The organism is Aestuariibacter sp. A3R04, from assembly GCF_018860805.1.
GTDB lineage: Bacteria > Pseudomonadota > Gammaproteobacteria > Enterobacterales > Alteromonadaceae > Alteromonas.
Genome location: NZ_JAHKQR010000003.1, coordinates 91,915 through 112,919, shown reverse-complemented (window position 1 = coordinate 112,919; position 21,005 = coordinate 91,915). Strand labels below are relative to the sequence as shown.

Here is a 21,005-nt window from a genome sequence, read left to right as displayed (position 1 = left end):
ATATTGTTAACAATAAAATGTATACTTTGAGAAGTATTATTTTAACGTTATTGACATCAACGTATTATTTGCTGTGATGTACAGGGTGCTAAACGCACTGTCGAAGGCCACGTTTGAAACAATATTATTGATAATAATCCGGCCCTGAAGCGCGCCTTCATTATCGAAAATATAAAGCCCGCCGGGCCCCGTTGCGAAAAGCAAACCGTCTTTGTGAAATGCCATACCGTCAGGAAGACCATGGATTTTATCTGCTGAGTCAGCTTTATAAACCCGTTGTTTACCAGACAGCGATAAATCGGTGTTTACGTCGTAACGATACCAAGCGCTATCGCGGTCGTCAGACACAGCAACAAACAATACCGAACCGTCATCTGACAGCGCAATGCCATTGGGATAGCTCAATGTCGAGTCCAATAGGATGAGTTCGCCCTCATGGGTAAGAACAAACACCCCTTGAAAAGGCAGTTCTTTGTTCTTGTCGTTTATTCCGTTGGGCAGCCCGTATGGAGGATCAGTAAAGAATAAATCTCCGGCCTGATTGTACACACCATCATTGGGACTGTTAAAACGCTTGCCATGATAATGTGTTGCCAATATATCAAAGGCTGAACCAGGCGCACTCACCGGAGTTTTCATTCGTCCCACTGAACGGTTTCTCGATTGCAGAAGCACGAGACGCCTGTCGTGGTCCAATACCAGGCCGTTGGAGTATTTGCTGTCAGCAAGGTATTCCGACAACTTACCATTGGCCTCGTACAAATATACTTTTGAAGCCGGAATGTCTGAAAATACAAGACCATTGAGCTCGTCTATCCATAAGGGGCCTTCTGTCCATGCAAAACCCTCTGCGAGGACGCACACTTCGCTGGACATATCCACAATAGCGGTCAACGCCTGACGGTCACTTTGAAAAGCCTCGCCCAGAGGTGCACAGGTTTTCCCCAAAACGACAGCGGGAAGCCATGCAATAGTCAGCAATACTCCATAAACTACCTTGCGCTTAGTTATCATTTACTTCGTCCCAAAACGCTCGGTATACAGTGATGTATTCACTGCTTTTACTGCTTTTACAAAAGGCTGATACGGCACATCAGCTACTGAGACGAAGCCAACGTTATAGTTTTCGCCGTCATACGCCCTACCCACCAACGGAGAATCGATATACTGGAACCAATGAGCGCCCACAAAATAAGGGTTATTGATAACCGACTGCATATAATCAGTGTACATACGCCCTCTGATTTCCTGAGTGTGGGAGCCAATTAATCCAGGGTTGAACATCCCTGAATCCAAGGCCCCCATATGAAACTCTCCGATAATAGACGGCATGTCAATCTCGTCCAGAAAATTCCAGAAGGCACCGTTTAAACCTTCCCGGTAATAATTATAACTCATAACATCTACGTGGTTTGCTGCGCCGGTGCGGATCTCTGGCGTCATGCCCCAATCTGCAAAACGCGCCCCCATGTAGAGATGGTTTGGCATATATTTATCCACAGCTTCAGAAACTATACGGAAATACGTATCGGCGTAATAAGTCAGCAACGCACTGTAATCTGCCAAAGCCAACTCACTGTCATAGCTGATGTCTACACTCCCGGAAAGGTCATCAAAGCTATGGAAAGACTGTTTCCAGGCGGCATTAAATTCATCAATAGTTGAGTAGTGCTCTTTGATCCACGCAACAAAGGCGCGTTTTGCGGGGCTCTGCGCCTCACTTAATTTCATTGTGCCTGCGACTAAACCGTATTGCCCCTGAGGACTTCCCATAATGCCCCAACTTTTTTCGTTGTCGATGAACACGCCAACACACCAAGGGCTGTTTTTCACCTCATTAGCAATTTGCTGCACAGTAATGTCTGTTCGCTCCGCAAAGGTTTTGTCGAAGGGATCAGGAATTGGCGCCCAATAGTCATTCCCGGAACTTACAGTTTTGAAATCACCGATAATCCATCCATTGGCAAAATAGGGAAAATTGTTGTTATCGTAAAAGCGCGGATCAATCCAATTTCCAAAAGAGGTAAAGCCCCAGTCGAGCATACGATCAACGGTAAGCGCTTCCCACTTATCCATGATCTCTTCCATATCAGGGGTATTGAACTTTCTCGACAGGTTAGCCAAATAAAAACTGTAGGTTTCGCCCTTAGCCAAGGTCCCCGTGTGCACTGAGCGCCGGTAACCATAAAAATTACCCAGATCCGACGCATATTCAGGCAGCGACGTAAACATACCAGCTCTTAAAGGGGAGGCAATGAAACGTTGGGCAGCCGCCTCGTCAGACACTCGGTTTAAACCCATAGAGTCTTCTGGCGTGAGGTCTGCCTCACTGCGCGAAACCACAGTGTTTTCTGGAACGTCGAACCCCGTAATGGTTGATGTATTTGCCATTCGCACATTGGCAATCCCTGCGGAGAAAAACAAATAGCCCTCAGGGTCAATTAACGTCCACTTACCCTCGTGCTTAGCAACTCGGAAGTAACCGGTCGCGTCCAATTTGGGCCCCGCTTTCCATCCTCCGAACTGACTTCTGTCAGCAGGCACTTGTCCAGACATAGACGCTAATTCCTGCTGATAGTATTCCTGTAACTGCGCATCGCTTTCTATTTTGCCAACAAACGCCTGGTTATTATTTTGGCCATATTCGTCAACGATATGTGTTAACCACTTGTCATTTAACGTGCGAGGTTCCACGGCCCGCATATTACTCACGCGGATATGTTTGTCAGTCATTATTCCCATGACCTGAAAAGTCATCGAGTTCACCCGGTTGGTATCGATAATCCTATTGCCGTTGCGCCAAATGAGCTGAGTATAATCGGTTTCCCATTGCTTTGGGTTTGAACGCATTCCGGTGTTAATACTTACATTCTCTCCTTTGATAAGAGCGTAGTAAGTTTTCTTAGAATGCGGCGGAACAGCGGTATTGCGGTTGTGCTTTTTACCACCGACGTCCCCCACTCCTACATGCAGATGTACAGGTTCAGCACTGGGGTTTTCAATATCCATAACAATCGCAACTGTATTGTACTGCTCAAAATTCCAGGGAGTCTCAGTGGTAAGCGTGAAACGCGGTTTGTTCGCCTCATCAGCTAAAAACTGCAGGTCGATAATATTAGCGCCGTCGTCGTTATTCAGTACTGACCAGCGCACCCCATCTGACGTTACCCCGTCGCGCAACGAAGCGTCGACAGATGCGAAAAGCGGCATGATTTGCGCTCCGTAACTATCGCTTTGCGATGAATTCTGCCCTTGCGCATCCCTGCCCACCGGTTGGTCTGGCGAACACCCTTGGACGCCTGTCAAGGCGCAAAACAACGAGGCGAACACTGCGACTATTCGTGAGTTATGCATATCGAAACTCCTAACTAGCTATGACTAAATAACGTGCAATTCGTTTTATTCCTGCGGCGCTTTAAGTAGTAAAACCGTTAAAGACAATACAGGCACTTCACACATTGTCAATTATTTTGTTAACAATTATCAATATACACTTTATTAGTAAAATATATCCATGAGAAAAACAAAAAAACATTAATAATAACAACTTAACTAGCCTTTCGTTATCCCTGCCCCCCTTACTTCAGCTAAACCAGATAGCAACATTAACATTTTACACAAATATAACATTTCCATATCGCATAAAAGTTTGCTATTAATTGTTAACAATGTACAATCAAGTTATTGGTAACATAGAAGGATGCGAATGTGTCAGCGATCCCTATAAGTGCAACAACAATGCTTACAGCAAGTGCGATAAAAGATGTAAGCGTTAATTACTATCTTGTTCCTCTTCCTGAAGTGTTGAGCGATGCGAAACACGGTGATCACACTCACTTCGAGCTGATTACTTGCACAATCACCTGCGCGGATGGCACTACCGGCACAGGGTATACATATACCGGAGGAAAAGGCGGTCAAGCCATATATAGCCTCATAAAACACGACCTGACCCCTTTTCTGAACCAGAAAAATGCCGACTGTATCGAAGCTATCTGGGAAGAAATGCAATATCACCTTCATTATGTAGGAAGAGGTGGCTTGGTAAGCTTTGCTATTTCTGCAGTGGATATTGCACTTTGGGATATTCGCTGCAAGCGAATTAACCAACCCCTATGGCGGCTCGCCGGAGGCTGCTCAGATCGCACCCCGTGTTATGCAGGCGGAATTGACCTCAATTTTGATCTCACCAGACTAATTGAAAATATCGAAGGCTATCTAGCTAAAGGCTTTAAGGCGGTGAAAATTAAGGTTGGCAAACCCACAATGAGCGAAGACATAGCCCGGGTAGCCGCCGTGCGCAAAGCCATCGGCGATGATATCACTTTTATGGTTGATGCGAACTATTCCATGTCACCTGAACAGGCCATTCGATTCGCCAATGCCATTGAACGCTACGACATTCACTGGTTTGAAGAGCCGACTATACCCGATGATTATCAAAGTTATGCGCGCATAGCCTGTGCCACCAGCATTCCGTTGGCCATGGGCGAAAATTTACACACAGTGTATGAATTTGGTTACGCAGTGAACCAGTCAAAACTGTCTTATTTACAACCGGATGCTTCTAATATTGGTGGAATAACCGGTTGGTTAAAGGTCGCCTCACTGGCACATATTAATAATCTGAAAGTTTGCAGTCACGGCATGCAGGAACTACACGTTTCGCTGATGTCCTCACAACCCAATGCCGGAATGATGGAGTACCACTCCTTTCCCATCGACGCGTACACCAAATACCCCGTGACCCTTGATGATCAGGGGAACGCGGTTGCACCGGACGTGGTTGGAACCGGCGTTATTTTTGACGACGCAAAACTCGCCCCACATCTCATTATGTAAGGAATCTTTTATGTTTGCAGCTCATTATGTTGGAGACAAGTCATTTGACGTTCAGGCAGGGCAAAGTATTAAGCCCAGTGCCGGCGAAGTTCGCTTAGACGTTGGTTTTGTTGGTATTTGCGGCACAGACATGCACATTTACCACGGCGTTATGGACGCCCGCGTGTCCCCTCCGCAAATCATTGGACATGAAATGTCCGGCATCGTTGCCGAAGTCGGCGACGGCGTTGACAATGTAGCTGTTGGTGACCACGTAGTTGTCAGACCGTTGGACTATTGCCTCGCATGCCCTGCTTGCGATGCCGGACACTCCCACGTTTGTCAAAATCTGAAGTTCATGGGTATTGACACGCCGGGGGCATTCCAAAGCTCGTGGACAGTGAAAGCGCGTACTTTGCATAAATTACCCGCTAATGTGTCTCTTAAAATGGGCGCACTTGTCGAACCGTTAGCCGTAGCCTGTCACGACATATCCCGCGCCAGAGTAACAGCGGGGGAAGACGTGGTTGTTATTGGTGGCGGCCCAATTGGCCAGTTAGTTGCCCTGGTAGCAAAAGCGAAAGGGGCCAACGTGATGGTATCAGAGGTCAGTGAGACACGCCGTCAGTTCGCAGAAAAAAATGGGGTAAAAACTGTCGACCCTGTTAATGAAGATATCAATGCCGTAGTTAACGAATGGACGGGCAACAAGGGCGCGGATGTCGTTTTTGAAGTATCTGGCGTACAACCTGCGGTAGATGTAATGACCGAAATTGCCGCCGTCCGTGGCCGTATTTGTATGGTTGCTATTCACTCTCAAAAACCACAGGTCGATTTATTTAAATTTTTCTGGAAAGAATTGGAGCTACTGGGTGCCCGCGTCTATGAACACCAGGACTTTGAACAGGCAATTTCTCTTATCGCCAGTGGTGAACTGGATCTCGCTCCTTTTATCAGCTCAGTAAATAGTATCGATCATATTGGCGATGCCTTTGCGTCGATGGACGGCAATCCGTCAGGTATGAAAGCACTAGTTTCACTGCATGAGGAAAAATAAGATGAGTTCAATGTTTGATTTGAGCGGTAAAACTGCGCTCGTCACTGGTTGCAGCAGGGGCATTGGTCAAGCGATGGCTGTGGGACTTGCCGAAGCCGGAGCTGATATTATTGGTGTATCGGCGTCGCTACCTAAAAGTGGTTCTGAAACTGACTCGAAAGTACGGGCCGCAGGTCGTTCCTTTCACGCCTATCAGTGTGATTTCAGCAACAGAGAAGACGTATACCGTTTTACTCATGACGTAAAAGAAGCCCACCAGAATATTGATATTTTGGTGAACAACGCTGGTACCATCTTAAGAGCGCCCGCCGCTGAACACAGCGACGATTACTGGGACACGGTAATTGAAGTAAACTTAAATGCTCAGTTCATTTTAAGTCGAGAAATTGGTAAGCAAATGCTTGCAAGAAAACAAGGCAAAATTATTTTCACGGCCTCTTTGTTGACTTTTCAGGGTGGGATTACCGTTCCCGGTTACGCCGCGAGTAAGGGCGCCATTGGACAACTGACTAAAGCACTGGCCAACGAATGGGCCGGCTCAGGCCTGAATGTAAACGCCATTGCACCCGGCTATATTGCGACAGACAATACAGAAGCACTGCGCAACGATCCGGCGCGAGCAGAATCAATTTTAGCTCGCATTCCTCAGGGTCGTTGGGGTGAACCGGAAGATTTTGTCGGTCCGACAGTATTTTTGGCTTCGAAAGCCTCTGATTATGTTAATGGCGCTACCGTATTAGTTGACGGTGGCTGGATGGGAAGGTAAGACATGTTTAAATACAACAATAAACACTTTATCAACGGCGAATACGTCGACGCAAAGACCCCGGATAGTATTGTCATTACCAATCCCAGTACCGGTGAAGCAGTCGGTGAAATTCCTGCGGGCTGTGAAGACGATGCACAATTAGCGTTGGAAACTGCTGCCGCTGCACAAAAAGGCTGGGCAAAACGCACCGCAAGAGAGCGTGCAACCTTGCTGAGAAATTTCGCACAGCTAATTCGTACACGTACCGACGAGCTGGCAACTTTATTGGTTCAGGAACAGGGCAAACTTTTATCTCTGGCTAAAATCGAGGTGGGTGCAACAGCGACTTTCATCGAATACGCCTGCGACAACGCCCTCACCATCCGTGGCGATATATTTCCGTCCGACAACGAAGACGAGAAAATATACATTCACAAAGTTCCCCGTGGTGTGGTGGTAGGTATTACGGCCTGGAATTTTCCACTGGCGCTGGCGGGCCGGAAAATTGGCCCCGCGCTTATTACCGGCAACAGTATTGTCATTAAACCTACCCAGGAAACGCCGCTGGCTACTTTGCTGCTTGGTGAAATTGCAATTGAAGCGGGATTACCTGCAGGCGTTCTGAACATCATCAATGGTACCGGTAGTACTGTGGGTAAATACTTGTGTGAAAGTCCTATTACCAAACTCATTACCATGACGGGTAGTACGCGTGCAGGTCAGCTTATTTATCAGTCTGCGGGTAAACATCTCATTCCTGTGATGCTCGAATTAGGCGGTAAAGCGCCCTTTATCGTAATGGACGATGCTGATCTCGATAAAGCGGCAAGTGACTTGGTAGATACACGTTTTGCCAACTGTGGTCAGGTCTGTACCTGTGCAGAAAGAGTGTATGTACATGAGTCTGTGTATGATGAGTTTGTTGCTAAACTGCTACCAAAAGTACAAGACATTGTGGTTGGCGATCCTATGGCCGATACCACACAAATGGGCCCAAAAGTTAACGCCAGCGAGATACAAAATATCAAAGGCATACTGGAAGAAGGCCTGAAACAGGGCGCGACACTTCTAACAGGGGGCAAAGAAGCTAAAGTAGAAGGTTTTGAAGGCGGTCATTGGTTTGAACCTACTGTGCTTGGTGATGTTCCACAGAACAACGCATTGGTGCACGAAGAAACCTTTGGCCCTATTCTGCCCATCACCAAAGTGTCCAGCCTTGAACAGGCAATTGCCTTTAGCAACGACAGCGAGTATGGCTTATCAGCTTACTTGTACACGCGTTCACTGACTAATATCAACCAGGCCATCGCGGATCTCGAAGTGGGTGAAGTGTATGTAAACCGCGGTATTGGAGAACAACACCAGGGTTTCCACAACGGCTGGAAAATGAGCGGTATGGGTGGTGAAGACGGTCTGTACGGGTTAGAGCAGTACATGGATAAGAAAACCATTTATATGAACGAAGCTTTTTAAGATATAAACTATGCAAAGAAAAACGGTGCCAATTTGGCACCGTTTTTTTGTTTAATCACTCAGGTCAGCAGTCTACAGAATCATATCTGCACCTTTGGTCCATGGACCATCAGCCTCAATGATTGCGTTTTGCAACGCAGGAACCTTGTCGTCCTGAAGCGCCTGAACGCGTTTACCCGCATCTTCTATGCCATCTAATGTGTAACCCAGCTGTTGTTTATGCTGCGCAGTAGGACCATAAGATGACCAGAACGCCGACATCGCATATCCCAAACGACTGGCTACATTGGCTGGTTTTATCCCCATGCGTTCACGAGATTCCAGACCGTACAACAGGTGTTCAATCTCATTCATCTCAGCCGTCAGGGCTGCGTACTGCGTTTCCAGTTCGCGAATATCTCCGGGCGTTCTATCAATGGCTTTACGCACCAGGCTTACACTCTCCTGCAAAGAGTCAAACACAGCTTCCAAAGAAGAGAACTGCCTGTCAGTTGCCATGAGTTTTTTCGCAAATGCTTGTGCTTCCTCAGAAGACGGCCCTGTCAGTGCCGGTTCATAAATTGCCTCAAGTGCTACATCAACTGGCGCAGCCATTTGTGTAATGACGCCGTTCTCCCGTTTAAACAGCGCGGCCTTGTAACTTCCAGCTGGTACCATGGGGCCGCGTCCACCTCGCCTTCCCTCTTCAAGTTTAGTAATGGCGCTTTGTGGTGCAAAAGTCATGTCCCAGGTAATGCGATGCAACCCTTTCGTTGTTTTACCCTCTACCCGCTTGATCACATTGCCCTGAGTGTCTGTTACCTCGATATACACAGATGGCTTAGGTTGTAAATTTTCTTCCTCAACCTGCTCCCACGATGGATATTTGGGATATTTTTTCTCTTTTACCATCTCTTTCTCAGCTTGCTGACGCTTTTCTTTGTCTGTTAACAGGCTGTCTTTAAGGTAGTAAGTAAAAGTGGCACCGTGTTCAGGATTAGCGGCAGCAAAGGCGTCATTGCCGTCACCGTCACTGTGATTAGTATCCAGACTGAACCACTTCACAGGCACACTTGGGGCAAAGAACAATACCTCTTCTTCCAACGCTTTTTCAGTCAGTGTTCGCAGGGGACTGTAGTCATCTAAAATGTAAATACCACGGCCGAATGTGCCTACGACAAGGTCATCTTCCCGGCGTTGAAGTTGCACATCTCGTGTTGAAATAGTGGGAATACCGCCATCCAGTTCCACCCATTTTTTACCGCCGTTCACGGTGAAAAACACACCAAACTCAGTCCCGATAAACATCAGGTTTTTATTTTTATGGTCTTGTACAATTCGCCACACGAGGTGTTTTTCAGGCAAGGTATCAGCCAGTGACGTCCACTTTTTGCCCAGATTTGTCGACTTAATAAGATACGGTTTAAAATCGCCTTCTTTGTGGTTATCCAGCGCCACATAAACGGTGTTAGGGTCAAATAAGTCCGCGCGAATGTCATTTACGTAGGCGTTTTCAGGAATGCCTTTGATGTCATCGAGTTCAATTTTCTTCCAGTTTTTGCCGCCGTCGGTTGTGACCTGAATTAAGCCGTCATCGGTACCCACCCACATGATATTTTCATCAACCGGGCTTTCGGCAAAATTGGCAATGGTGTGGAACTCAGTCATGGCGTATAAATCCCACCCTGCTTCCACAGACCAGGTCCGTCCCATAAGTGTTTGGTGCATTCGGTTACCATTGCGCGTTAGGTCACCGGATACCGGCGTCCAGCTGTCGCCGCGATCATCGGAGCGCCATACACGCTGAGAAGCGAAATACAAACGCTTGGGATCGTGGGCAGATACATTAATTGGCGCGTCCCAATTAAATCGCTCCGCCGGGTCGCCCGGTAGCGGCTGTGGTCTGATGTAGACAATTTCCTTGGTTTTCATATCGCGACGGGTAAGGTTCCCCTGCTGCCATTGGGAATACATGATGTCTGGGTTCCCTGGCTCTATGGCGGGTTGATGGCCGTCGCCTCCTAACGTTAAGAACCAATCTTTATTCTTGATACCTTCAGCGCGGTCGGTTTGTGAAGGTCCGCCCTGCGTGGAGTTATCCTGCGTGCCGCCGTAAATCATGTAGAACGGCTCGCTGTCGTCCACCGCTATTTTATAAAATTGGGTCAAAGGCAGATTGGCCATGAATCGCCAGGTGGCCATGCGATCATGAGACAGGTAAATACCGCCATCGGAGCCCATCAACACAAAATCGGGGTCAGTAGGATGGAACGCCATGGCGTGGTCGTCCACATGCTTGCGTTCGGTACTGATGTTAGTCCAGGTTTTACCTCCATCGTCAGATACTTTGCTGTTATTGCTGGCAATGTAGACACGGTCAAACTGGTGTTGGTCTGCAAAAATCTCCTGATAGTAATGGGGCCCTGTTCCGGCACCTACTTCATCGGACATTCTCTCCCAGCTAGCACCGCGATTTTCAGAGCGATAAAAACCACCTTTGCGATTATCAGTCTCGATAGTCGCGTAAATCACATCAGGCTTCACGGGTGAGATCGCCATACCAATTTTGCCCATGTTGCCTTCAGGCAAACCGGTTTTGAGCTCTGTCCAGGATTCTCCGCCATCGTCAGACGTATGTATCCCTGCTCCCGGACCAGTGCCCACATAGGTGCCGATTTTACGCTGTCGAGACCAGGTTGCCGCGTAGAGTTTGTCTGGGTTTCTTGGATCGATGAGTAATGATGTAACCCCGGTCCATTCGTCTGCCGGTTTGAGTACCTGCTTCCACGTTTCGCCCCCATCAGTGGTTTTGTACAAACCTCGCTCACCACCTTTAGACCATAACGCGCCTTGAACTGACACCCACACAACATCAGAGTTTTGTGGATGAATGACAATATCAGAAATGCGCTCAGACTTTTTCAAGCCCATGTTTTTCCAGGTTTTACCGCCATCTACGGACTTATAAACACCGTCGCCAAAACTGATGTGACGACCGCCGTTATTTTCTCCGGTCCCCACCCAAATAATGTCAGAGTTGCTGGGGTCTATGGTGACATCCCCGGTGGAGTAGACAGCTTGGCTATCAAACAAAGGTGTCCAGGTTGTACCAGCGTTGGTGGTTTTCCACACGCCACCTGAACCTACAGCCGTGTACCAGGTGGAGGGGTTGTTTTGATCGACAGCGATATCTGCAATACGGCCAGACATGTACGCCGGACCAATACTGCGAAATGACATAGCCTTAAATGTATTACTGTTGAAAATACCCTGTTCGTCAGCTTCTTTCGACGCAACAGCACTTATACCGGCAACAAACAGTGTTGTCACCAGCAATGATTTCTTGAAAATGTTCATTAGGTTCCCTGGGTAGTCGTTGTAATTATAGCTAATTGTTATAATGTCACTTTAAAAATTATTTATAAAATGTTAATACTGCAACAAGCACACGCTGACTGACCTTACCGTGCGTTGAACTCCGGCTATCGCGTCACTAATCTGTTTAGAATGTGTCATGGTTTTGCAATACTTCTGCGTTTTCACATCGTTTTTTCTATGCTCAGATTTCCGTTTTTCATGCTCTCCCTCTTTCCGTTTTGCGCACTCGCTGCCGATGAGTGGGAGAAAGCACTGCGCGTAGAGGTAATCGAAAAGGCGCCGGGGACGCTTAACGCCGCAGCAAAAATTCTTCCCAAATACGACATTGCTGACGACACACATTTCAGTACCGACAGTCTCACCAATCTGGTAGCAGGCGCTTCCGCCATTTCCACAAACGGACAAGGCGGCCTATTCCAAACCTACAATATTCGCGGTTTTGCTCGCTGGCGTATTCAAACCCTGGTGGAAGGCGTGCCCATTCACACCGATCGGCGAGCAGGTTCTGCAGCTGAATTTCTTGCTCCTTCTATGATGGATAAAGCCCAGCTCGTTTACGGCGCAGCCTCTACGCAACTGGGTTCCGGTGCTATCGGTGGCGGCATTGACTTTTCTTTATTCAATCCCGTCCAAACCACCATGGACATGTCTTATGGCAGTAATAACGATTACCGTGAAGTTACGCTTGCGGGAAGTGACCCTGAACACCACGTAAGCTGGGCGCTCAATCACCGTCACGCCAATAGCAGTTCAAATGGCCGCGGCGAGCCATTGTACGATGGCTTTGAAGTTCACAGCCTGATGGCGCGACAGCGAAATCAGCAAGGCATGGTGCGCGATGCGCTGGTGCTCTATTCCACCGCCAACAATGTTGCTAAAGCCAGCGCACACCCAGTTTCAGAGCAATTTACCCGCTACCCTGACAACGACCACTTATTAGCGAAAGCCGTGTTTGGATGGCAAAACCTCACCATCTATGCTCACAGCGCCCACACCACAACACTAACGCAGCGTCCCGGAGTAAGAACTAACGAGGTAGAAAATAACGCTGTCAGTTCTGGCTTCCATCTGAGTGATACCAAGGATCTCATCGGCGGTTCATTACAGTGGCGTACAGGCCTCGACAGCCGTCTTAATGTAAGCGCCGATGAACTGGAAATGGATGAGCAACATATCCTCGTGACTGAGCAGCGTACCATGGATGCCGAACAGGTGGATATGTATGTGGCTCTGGACTACTCTCGAACGACAATAAAAGGGACATGGGCAGCCGGGACACGTGTTGCCGTGACCTACCAAAGTAACCGGCTTGAAGATCAGTCGCAAAAAGACGCCAACCTCAGCGGGTTCATCGGTTATCAGTATTCCCTTTCCCAGCATTGGGCGTTAACCGGCTATTTGAGCCACGCGTATCGCGTACCCAGTTTAACCGAGCGCTATTACGCCGGTTCAACCCCCAGAGGCGAGGTATTCGGCGATGCCAACCTCCCCACCGAAAAGGCAAGAAATATTGACCTTTCTTTGCTTTATACTACCCCATCTACCCGATTCAGCCTGTCATACTTCCATCAAAATATTGTGGACTACATCGAAAGGCTTGCGGTCAGTGACACGATTCGCCAATATCAGGCTTTGGAAGCTGCCAACATCAACGGCGTTAACTATCAATTAAAACAGCGCTTTATACTGGCAGGGTTTAGCGGCGAATTATCTCTCAGCGGACAATGGATAAGTGGCGAGGATAACAACAGACAGCCGGTAGCAGATATTCCACCAAGTCAGCACCGTGCCGCCCTATCCCTTTTCTTTCCGCGTGGAAATGGTTATCTTGCGGTTATGCAACGCGCATCATCCCACGAACAAGTCGATGGCGAACTCCCCACTGAATCAGTAAATCGCATTGATGTGGGCTACAGCCATGATGTGGCTACCAATACCAAATTATCTGTCCATTTTCGCAATGTGACAGATGCGTATTATGTGGTTTCCAGAGATGATCTGGCACCTTATGCCAGAGGGCGGGAATGGGTGGCCAGTGTGAAACTGTATTTTTAACCCCTATGACTCAATCAGCGTGCCATAACTGTGACAATATCCGGCCACTATTCCAAAAAAGCGAGGACTCTTGTGCATCCTAAATTACGGCAATGGAGCCGAAAAATTCACCTCTGGTTTGCATTGCTTATCATTGTGCCTTCCCTGGTAGTAATTGGCACAGGTATTCTGTTACAAGTAAAAAAGCAATCTGACTGGATCCAGCCTCCCACACTAACAGGCATGAGTCAGGTGCCACGGCTCGCGTTTTCAGAAATTCTCGAAGTGGCTCAAGGCATTCCCCAACTTGAAGTACAAACATGGGCTGACATCGATCGTCTCGATATACGCCCTGGTAAAGGCATTGTAAAGATTCAGGCTAAAAACCATTGGGAAGTACAAATAGACGCCGCCAATAAAACTGTCCTGCACGTGGCATTTCGCCGCTCGGACATTATTGAATCGTTACACGACGGCAGTTGGTTTGCCGACGCCGCAAAACTGTGGGTATTTCTTCCTGCAGGCATTATTCTATTTTTTATTTGGTGCACGGGCGGCATATTGTTATACACCACCTTGAAGAGCAAATTAAAAAAAAGTACAGCAAGAGATGCCCGCAGGTAAACCAGACGTATAAACGTCAGCCTCTCTGCGACTTCGGCGGACATACAGGTAGACATAGATATGGTAATTCATACTCATCAAGTGTTACATTATAACAAGCAGTATTGACTGAGCTGGCAGGTACCTAACCAAACAATGAAAAATCATCAGAAATCGCGAATTACCTCTGTGCCCACCAATGTTATTACAGGTTTTCTAGGTGTTGGTAAAACCTCTGCAATTTTGCATTTATTACAGCAAAAACCGCCTCACGAGCGCTGGGCCATTTTGATAAATGAGTTTGGTGAAGTGGGCATTGACGGCGCGCTGGTGTCTGGTCTTCACAATGAAAAACAAGGGGTTTACATTCGGGAAGTCCCTGGCGGTTGTATGTGTTGCACTGCTAATTTGCCCATGCAAATAGCACTCAACCAGTTACTTGCCCACTCGAATCCTCATCGTCTGATAATAGAACCCACTGGGCTCGGCCACCCGAGAGAAGTGCTGGATATTCTGTCAGCCCCGCATTATCAGGATGTACTCACCCTGAACAAAACCCTGACATTGGTGGACGCAAGGAAACTGGCTGACAGTCGCTATACGAATCACGATACCTTTAATCAGCAAATACACATTGCCGATTGTATCGTGGGAAACAAAAGTACACTTTATAACCCTGCTGATAAAGCAGCACTTTTACAATATTGCCGTCGGCAGGGAGAGAATGACGACAATAGCCCTGGTGTGACATTCACCGATTTTGGTGAGATTCCTTTATCCTTGTTAGATGGCATCTCGACAATTGCTTATGGTTCATCACCGGTAGTTTCAGATACGACTGACCACGAACACGAACACGAACACGAACACGAACACGAACACGAACACGAACACGAACACGAACATTACGGTAGTGATGCGGGTGATTCCTGTCTACCGGAAAATGGGGTGTTGAAAAAAGAAAATCGCGGAGAAGGCTATCACGCCATTGGCTGGCGGTTAGACGCGCGCTACGTTTTCTCGCGCAAAGCGTTACTCAATTGGCTGGTTACGTTGAAAGAGGTTCGACTAAAAGCCGTGATGATTACCGATGAGGGTGTTTTCGGGTACAATCTCGATGACACCAATTTCAATGAAATGGAGTTGGACGATTGCGAAGAGACTCGTATCGAAATAATTGCATCGCTTTTACCTGATGGTTTGGAGCAACAACTTATGGGTTGCATAGAAAGCTAATTTGCCCGCTAAGCAACAAGAAGCTGGCTGCACCAGCTTCTTGTTTCACCATCATCAGTACTGTTTCAAGGGTATAACCTTCACCAACGGTAACAAAAGAAGCTAATTAAATGGACATGACGGACATGGACGAGATGCTTCACGCTCGCGATAGGCTCCAGAAAACGTCCGCATTCTCCAGATTTCACTTTTTACATACGAACCACTATTGTCGTTAAATCGAACCTTGAAGCGCTCGAAATTGCTAACACCAGCGTCCAACGCCTTCCCCGTAATGTGAAGCATCATCTCCACTGAACTTGTTTCTGGCATACCACATCCACCCGTGCATTTAACGACAACCACTTCGATATCATCATCGATTGATTGAACACCAACAATCCCCTTCTTCATGTCAACTGAATCAATGGTATTCGACGCCATAATCGATATAAACGAATCTAAAGAAGTGACTGGAATTCCGTAATAGTTCGCTTCAATTGTGCGTTGATTATTCAGCGCGATTATTTTTTCTGACTCACTGTATAAACTGGGATTTTTAAATTCGGGGAGCTCAAGCAAATTATATGCGCTTATATATGAAGAACCTTGTGAAAGTCGTGAAAACTGATCTGAAGCGTCTTTGAAAACTTGTTCGCTAACATTTAATTTATCAGCACTATCACTGATGTTCTTTTTAATTTTAGCCAGTAAAACTTTCGTGTCTAAATCTGATTTTTCATCTCCATAAGCAATGTTGATACAAAAACATGTAACTAACGATAAGAGAACCAACCTTTTTAAAATTAACATATAAATCCCTTATATTTCAACCACTTAATCGAAAATAATTTTTGTCAGCATCAAGAATAACGTATGGGATGATTTATGTCAAAATAGATGAGACGCTGACTTCGAGGCTCTGCTGATAAAGTGGCACTACAACAATATTGCCTCCTACCTGATGGTTTGGAGCAACAACTTATGGGTTGCATAGAAAGCTAATTTGCCCCCGAAGGAACATCACAACAAACCTGTAGCATGACAAGTCCGTTCATAGCGCCCGAACGCGAGTTAAAACTTGGCGATAACAAACGCTCACCGACAAGGAGCCCATAGGAAATCCACAACCAAGTCTTTGTACAAGAATTATGACATTTTTTGTTTCATTTATCAGGTTGCGACAAAACAATGGTTGCCGTAGGTTTAACGCGTTAGCTACTACTCGATAATAACCCAATTTCGACCGGCATTCGGAAAGTTACAATGGCTTTGAATCAACCTGCAACATCACTTCAGTTTCCCAAATGGAAAGCGTTTTTTTTGTTGTATCTGGCGTCAATCGCTTCACAGTTAGGCTACTTGTTTTTTCAAAGCATCAACCAGCATTTTCCCTTTTCCGACGTGGTGCTTTCCAGTCTGATTGTTGTGTCGATTGTCACCATTCCTTGTATTCTGATTGGACTCACGCTGGGAACCCGCTTTGGTCTGTCGCTTATCAATATGCCTTCCAACACAGCCTCAAATCGGTATCCCGGGCTGCGCTTTACTTTGGTGTCATCTGTGCTTTTGGGGCTATTTTTGCTCGCCATGCGCTGGCTACTGGTTGATGCACTGTCGCCCGCCCTACCGGAATACGGTTTTCGCGGCTTGGCAGGAGGCTTTCTCGCGTCGCTAAGCGCTGCTGTCACAGAAGAAATCCTATTTCGCTTTGGTGTGATGACACTGCTGCTTTGGCTCTGCTCAAAGGCATTCGGACGAGCTTGTGTCAATCAACGCACCGTGTTTCTGATTATTGTTATTACTGGTATCGGTTTTGGGTTGGCGCACGTACCTTCACTGGTTGCCCAGGGCGCAAACGACTTTACCACCGTTTTCGCGACCCTCGGCGGCAACCTTGCAGTTTCAGTACTTTACGGCTGGTGCTACTGGCGCTACGGCTTATTAATGGCCATGCTCGCTCACGTTACACTGGATATCGTATTGCATTGCTTACCCGTGTTTTTCTAGCGGGAAACACCTCTCTTGTGAAGTTGTGACAAATGTCATATCAAAGTCATGACACTTGGCAGTTATGGCGACTAAGATAAATCCGCATACTTAGCCCTAAATCAGGGAGAATATTATGCAAGCCAACCACTCACCACTCGTAAAAGTAAATGCCGTTGCTAAGCGCTTTGGCGATGTTTCAGCCGTAGATGATCTGAGTATGACAATTCACCCCAATGAAGTCGTCGCTTTGTTAGGTGAAAACGGCGCAGGTAAAACCACCACCATCAGTATATTATTGGGGCAGCAAATACCGACGTCCGGCGAAGTGAGTATTTTTGGTCACGCGCCGGGTCATTGGGCCGCCAAACAACAGTTGGGTGTGATGCTGCAATCTGCCGCCCTGCCTGACAATGTCACTGTAAAAGAACAGTTGCGCTTGTTTGCCAGTTATTATCCCAACAGTATTTCCGTAAAAGAAGCTGTCGAGACCGCTATGCTGACTCAACTGGAAAGAAGAAAAATCCAGACACTGTCTGGCGGCCAGAAGCAGCGATTGTTGTTTGCCATGGCAATTATTGGTAACCCCAAACTGGTGATCCTCGACGAACCCACTGTTGGCCTGGATGCTTCCGCCCGTCGTGAATTTTGGAAGTGTATTCGTTCGCTGGCAGAGAATGGCACGTCGGTACTGCTCACCACCCATTACCTGGAAGAAGCTGACGCATTGTCCGACCGCATTGTTGTGATGTCACATGGTAAGAAGGTAGCTGAAGGTGTACCAGCAGAAATCAAAGCCAAACTTGGGGGAAAACGCATTCGCTTCCGTACTCAGGATAGTCTTGCCATCATCGCTGCTGTAGTACCCGAATGTGAGCCACAACTGCGAGGCGACTATACAGAGATATTCTCTACCTCCCCTGAGAGTCACCTCCACGCCCTTTTCACTGCTGGAATTGGTATACAGGATCTAACCCTCACCGGCATATCACTGGAAGATGCGTTTTTACAACTGACCCACGCAAACCTCAATACTCAACCAATCAACAAGGACTTAACAGCATGAGCGCATTACCACTTACACCACTGACTCTTCAGCAACGTTGGTCTATTTTTGTCGTGGAAGCCCAAACCGAACTATTAAAAACGTTTCGGACCCCAGCGTTCGTGATCCCAAGCTTACTTTTTCCAATTATGTTTTACGTGTTTTTCGGCTTGTTGTTCAATTCTGCGGGTAGTCAGGCTGGGAACGCCGCCAAATATTTAATGGCAACCTATGCGGTTTTTGGTGCCATTGGCCCCGCGCTGTTTTCCTTTGGTGTGGATGTGGCAACTGACAAAGACAAGGGCATTTTGAGCCTGAAACTGGTAAGCCCCATGCCACTGAGCAGCTATTTTGCCGCGCGTATTTTGGTTGCCATGATATTTGCCCTTATGATTATTATGAGCCTGTTTGCCGTTGGCGCAATATTTGGTGATGTCACTATGACACGTGTCCAATGGGGCGCCACGCTCATTGCCGTACTTTTCGGTACCCTACCCTTTTGCGCAATAGGGCTTTTTATTGGCTTGAGCGTGTCGGGTAAAGCCGCACCAGCCATTGTTAATCTTATCTATTTGCCCATGGCATTTCTGTCTGGACTTTGGGTACCTATCCACTTATTTTCGTCGTCTATGGAAACGCTTGCGAATGTCTTCCCGGCCTATCACCTTGCGCAACTGGCACTGGGTATTCAGGGAAACAGTGTCGGCACGGCCTGGTATCTTCACGCTGCTGCGCTGCTCGGCTATACGATAATCTTTCTGGCATTGTCTGCCAGACAGTTTAAACGTATCGACAATCGCCGCTAATTAAGGAGTAGCTAATGCGCACATTCATCGCTGTATTGTCTTGTTTAGCTGTAATTGCGTTGTTTGTCGTCTTGCTGCCCACGCCAGATGACGCTTCACAACAACAAACTACACAGAAAACCACCTCTTTTTCATTGCCCGAAAACGGGCGCTACCGCCTGACAAACATTACCTTGTTCGATGGCACTCAATGGCAGGAAAATGCTACGCTACTCGTAGAGGCAGGACGAATCGTTGCCCCGGATGCAGGGCAAACAACCTCTGACACTGTGTTGGACATCGACGGACAGGGCGGTATTGTGATCCCCGGGCTTATTGATGCTCACACTCACTCCTGGGGAAATGCGCTGGATCAAGCCCTCTCTTTTGGGGTTACCACGTCGCTGGACATGTTTACTGATTTATCTTTCTTCGTATCAAAAAAACCACAACGCAATAATGATACCCCGGTATCTGAGGGCGACCTGTTCTCTTCCGGTATTTTGGTAACCAGCCCTGGCGGTCATGGCACTGAATACGGCTTCACTATTCCTACTATTTCGATTCCTGACGAAGCAGAAACCTTCGTGGCGAACCGCCTGTCAGAAGGTGCTGATTACATTAAAATTGTCTATGATGCCACTGCCGGGCTACCCACGAGTCGTTCACGCTATACATCTATCGATTACGCTACGCTCAGTGCCGTTGTTCAGGCTGCACATGACCAGCAGGCGCTTGCTGTGGTTCATGTGATGGATTCAACTTCTGCGGAAGATGCCGTAAAAGCGGGTGCTGACGGGCTTGTGCACACGTTTGCCAACGGCCCGGCCAGCGATGCCCTTATTGCTGCAATGAAAGCGCAGGATGTGTTCGTGGTGCCGACCTTGTCAATCTTAGCTTCAGTGGCCGGTGAAGGCAGGGGGCGTGCGATGATTGATAACTCACCTTTCAGTGGACGGCTGCCCGGCGCGATAGAAAGTGCGATTGATAATGATATCAATGTCAGGGGATTGCCCGACGACTACTTTCTCACAGCCCTAAATAACACCCGGCGTATGCATGAAGCTGGTATCACCATTCTTGCGGGCACCGATGCGCCGAACCAGGGAACTGCGCATGGGATTAGCCTGCACGATGAGTTGGCTCTGTTGGCAGAAAGCGGCCTATCACCTGCAGAAGCCCTTCAAGCCGCTACTTACGGGCCTTTTTCCCGCTTTGACATTGGCGAGCGAGGGCACCTTAAACCGGGTGCGAAAGCAGATTTTATCGTCCTGGATAAAGACCCTCGAAAAGACATCAGGCACACACAAACTATTCGCCACATCGTGAAAAATGGTGCAAAGGTGCCAGCCTATTTCGAGAGAACCAAAAATATTGGTTCAACACCAGATACTGGCGAAATCAGCAACTTCGATATTGACCTTACGCCAATCACAGGTAAGCGATTCGTGACGTCATCAGACAATATTATGGGTGGCAACTCATCAGCAACCCTTCAGCGCATTGAGAATGGCTGCAACGGCAACGGCGCATTATCCGTAAAAGGTGAGGTTGGAAATCAGTTCCCGTTTCCCTGGGCAGGGGCACTTTTAATGTTCACCGAATCACTGGACAACGGCTATAATCTTAGTCAATTCAAGCGTATAGTATTTGACGCCAGAGGCACTGAAGGCACCTTCAGGCTTATGGTGATGATGCCAGGAAACCCTCGCCCTCAGGAACGCAACTTCGCGGTATCGGCTAAGTGCGAACGGATATCCATTGAGCTGGCAGATTTTACTGGCGTCGACTGGACAAATATTACAGGTATTGGCTGGATGGCCGGGGCAACAACCACGCCTTTTACTCTTGAGCTTGACAACATTGCGTTTGAATAAC

15 protein-coding genes are annotated in these 21,005 nt (G+C 47.6%); 11 read left to right on the top strand and 4 right to left on the bottom strand.

Annotated features, from left to right (window positions below; genetic code table 11):
* Positions 1-36 precede the first annotated feature (36 nt).
* Entirely contained in the window at positions 37-1,014 is a 978-nt protein-coding gene (locus KO518_RS05400; protein WP_216024820.1) for an SMP-30/gluconolactonase/LRE family protein, read from the bottom strand.
* On the bottom strand, positions 1,015-3,354 hold the full coding sequence (locus KO518_RS05395; RefSeq protein WP_216024819.1) for a beta-galactosidase: 2,340 nt from the start codon (positions 3,352-3,354) through the stop codon (positions 1,015-1,017). It abuts the gene before it with no gap.
* A 354-nt stretch (positions 3,355-3,708) separates the two neighbouring features.
* On the opposite strand from KO518_RS05395, the gene KO518_RS05390 reads away from it, so the two are divergent.
* Genes KO518_RS05390 through aldA form a run of 4 tightly spaced genes read left to right on the top strand, consistent with a single transcriptional unit; the run spans position 3,709 to position 8,099 of the window.
* Positions 3,709-4,842 (top strand): mandelate racemase/muconate lactonizing enzyme family protein, encoded by a 1,134-nt coding sequence (locus tag KO518_RS05390; RefSeq protein WP_371742253.1) that lies wholly within the window; start codon positions 3,709-3,711, stop codon positions 4,840-4,842.
* Between the two features lie 10 nt (positions 4,843-4,852).
* Complete coding sequence (locus KO518_RS05385) at positions 4,853-5,878, top strand: zinc-binding dehydrogenase (RefSeq protein ID WP_216024818.1); 1,026 nt, start codon at positions 4,853-4,855, stop codon at positions 5,876-5,878.
* 1 nt (position 5,879) lies between these two features.
* The gene (locus KO518_RS05380) at positions 5,880-6,644 is read left to right on the top strand and encodes an SDR family NAD(P)-dependent oxidoreductase (protein ID WP_216024817.1); all 765 of its coding nucleotides are present in this window, start codon (positions 5,880-5,882) and stop codon (positions 6,642-6,644) included.
* A gap of 3 nt (positions 6,645-6,647) precedes the next feature.
* Positions 6,648-8,099: an aldehyde dehydrogenase gene (gene aldA, locus KO518_RS05375; RefSeq protein WP_216024816.1), complete on the top strand. Its 1,452-nt coding sequence runs from the start codon at positions 6,648-6,650 to the stop codon at positions 8,097-8,099.
* Positions 8,100-8,171: 72 nt separating this feature from the next.
* Here aldA and KO518_RS05370 read toward each other — a convergent pair whose 3' ends face one another.
* Complete coding sequence (locus tag KO518_RS05370; RefSeq protein ID WP_216024815.1) at positions 8,172-11,435, bottom strand: glycosyl hydrolase; 3,264 nt, start codon at positions 11,433-11,435, stop codon at positions 8,172-8,174.
* Between the two features lie 198 nt (positions 11,436-11,633).
* Between KO518_RS05370 and KO518_RS05365 the strand changes: the two genes are divergently transcribed.
* From KO518_RS05365 to KO518_RS05355, 3 genes are all read left to right on the top strand, one after another.
* A complete protein-coding gene (locus KO518_RS05365) occupies positions 11,634-13,511 on the top strand; it encodes a TonB-dependent receptor domain-containing protein (RefSeq protein WP_216024814.1) in 1,878 nt (625 codons plus the stop codon).
* Between the two features lie 72 nt (positions 13,512-13,583).
* Positions 13,584-14,114 carry a PepSY domain-containing protein gene (locus KO518_RS05360; protein ID WP_216024813.1) on the top strand — a complete coding sequence of 177 codons (531 nt, stop codon included), beginning with the start codon at positions 13,584-13,586 and terminating at the stop codon, positions 14,112-14,114.
* Positions 14,115-14,249: 135 nt separating this feature from the next.
* Positions 14,250-15,329 (top strand): GTP-binding protein, encoded by a 1,080-nt coding sequence (locus KO518_RS05355; RefSeq protein WP_216024812.1) that lies wholly within the window; start codon positions 14,250-14,252, stop codon positions 15,327-15,329.
* Between the two features lie 102 nt (positions 15,330-15,431).
* On the opposite strand, the gene KO518_RS05350 is transcribed toward KO518_RS05355, so the two are convergent.
* Positions 15,432-16,121 carry a hypothetical protein gene (locus tag KO518_RS05350; protein WP_216024811.1) on the bottom strand — a complete coding sequence of 230 codons (690 nt, stop codon included), beginning with the start codon at positions 16,119-16,121 and terminating at the stop codon, positions 15,432-15,434.
* A gap of 453 nt (positions 16,122-16,574) precedes the next feature.
* Here KO518_RS05350 and KO518_RS05345 point away from each other — a divergent pair, with 453 nt between their 5' ends.
* The 4 genes from KO518_RS05345 to KO518_RS05330 all read left to right on the top strand — a co-directional run bounded on the left by KO518_RS05345 (position 16,575) and on the right by KO518_RS05330 (position 21,004).
* Positions 16,575-17,318: a CPBP family intramembrane glutamic endopeptidase gene (locus KO518_RS05345; protein WP_216024810.1), complete on the top strand. Its 744-nt coding sequence runs from the start codon at positions 16,575-16,577 to the stop codon at positions 17,316-17,318.
* A 115-nt stretch (positions 17,319-17,433) separates the two neighbouring features.
* The gene (locus KO518_RS05340) at positions 17,434-18,363 is read left to right on the top strand and encodes an ABC transporter ATP-binding protein (RefSeq protein WP_216024809.1); all 930 of its coding nucleotides are present in this window, start codon (positions 17,434-17,436) and stop codon (positions 18,361-18,363) included.
* Positions 18,360-19,148, top strand: a complete 789-nt coding sequence (locus KO518_RS05335; protein WP_216024808.1) for an ABC transporter permease — start codon at positions 18,360-18,362, stop codon at positions 19,146-19,148. The genes KO518_RS05340 and KO518_RS05335 overlap by 4 nt, the downstream gene beginning before the upstream one ends.
* Before the next feature lie 14 nt (positions 19,149-19,162).
* Complete coding sequence (locus KO518_RS05330; RefSeq protein ID WP_216024807.1) at positions 19,163-21,004, top strand: amidohydrolase family protein; 1,842 nt, start codon at positions 19,163-19,165, stop codon at positions 21,002-21,004.
* Position 21,005 lies beyond the last annotated feature (1 nt).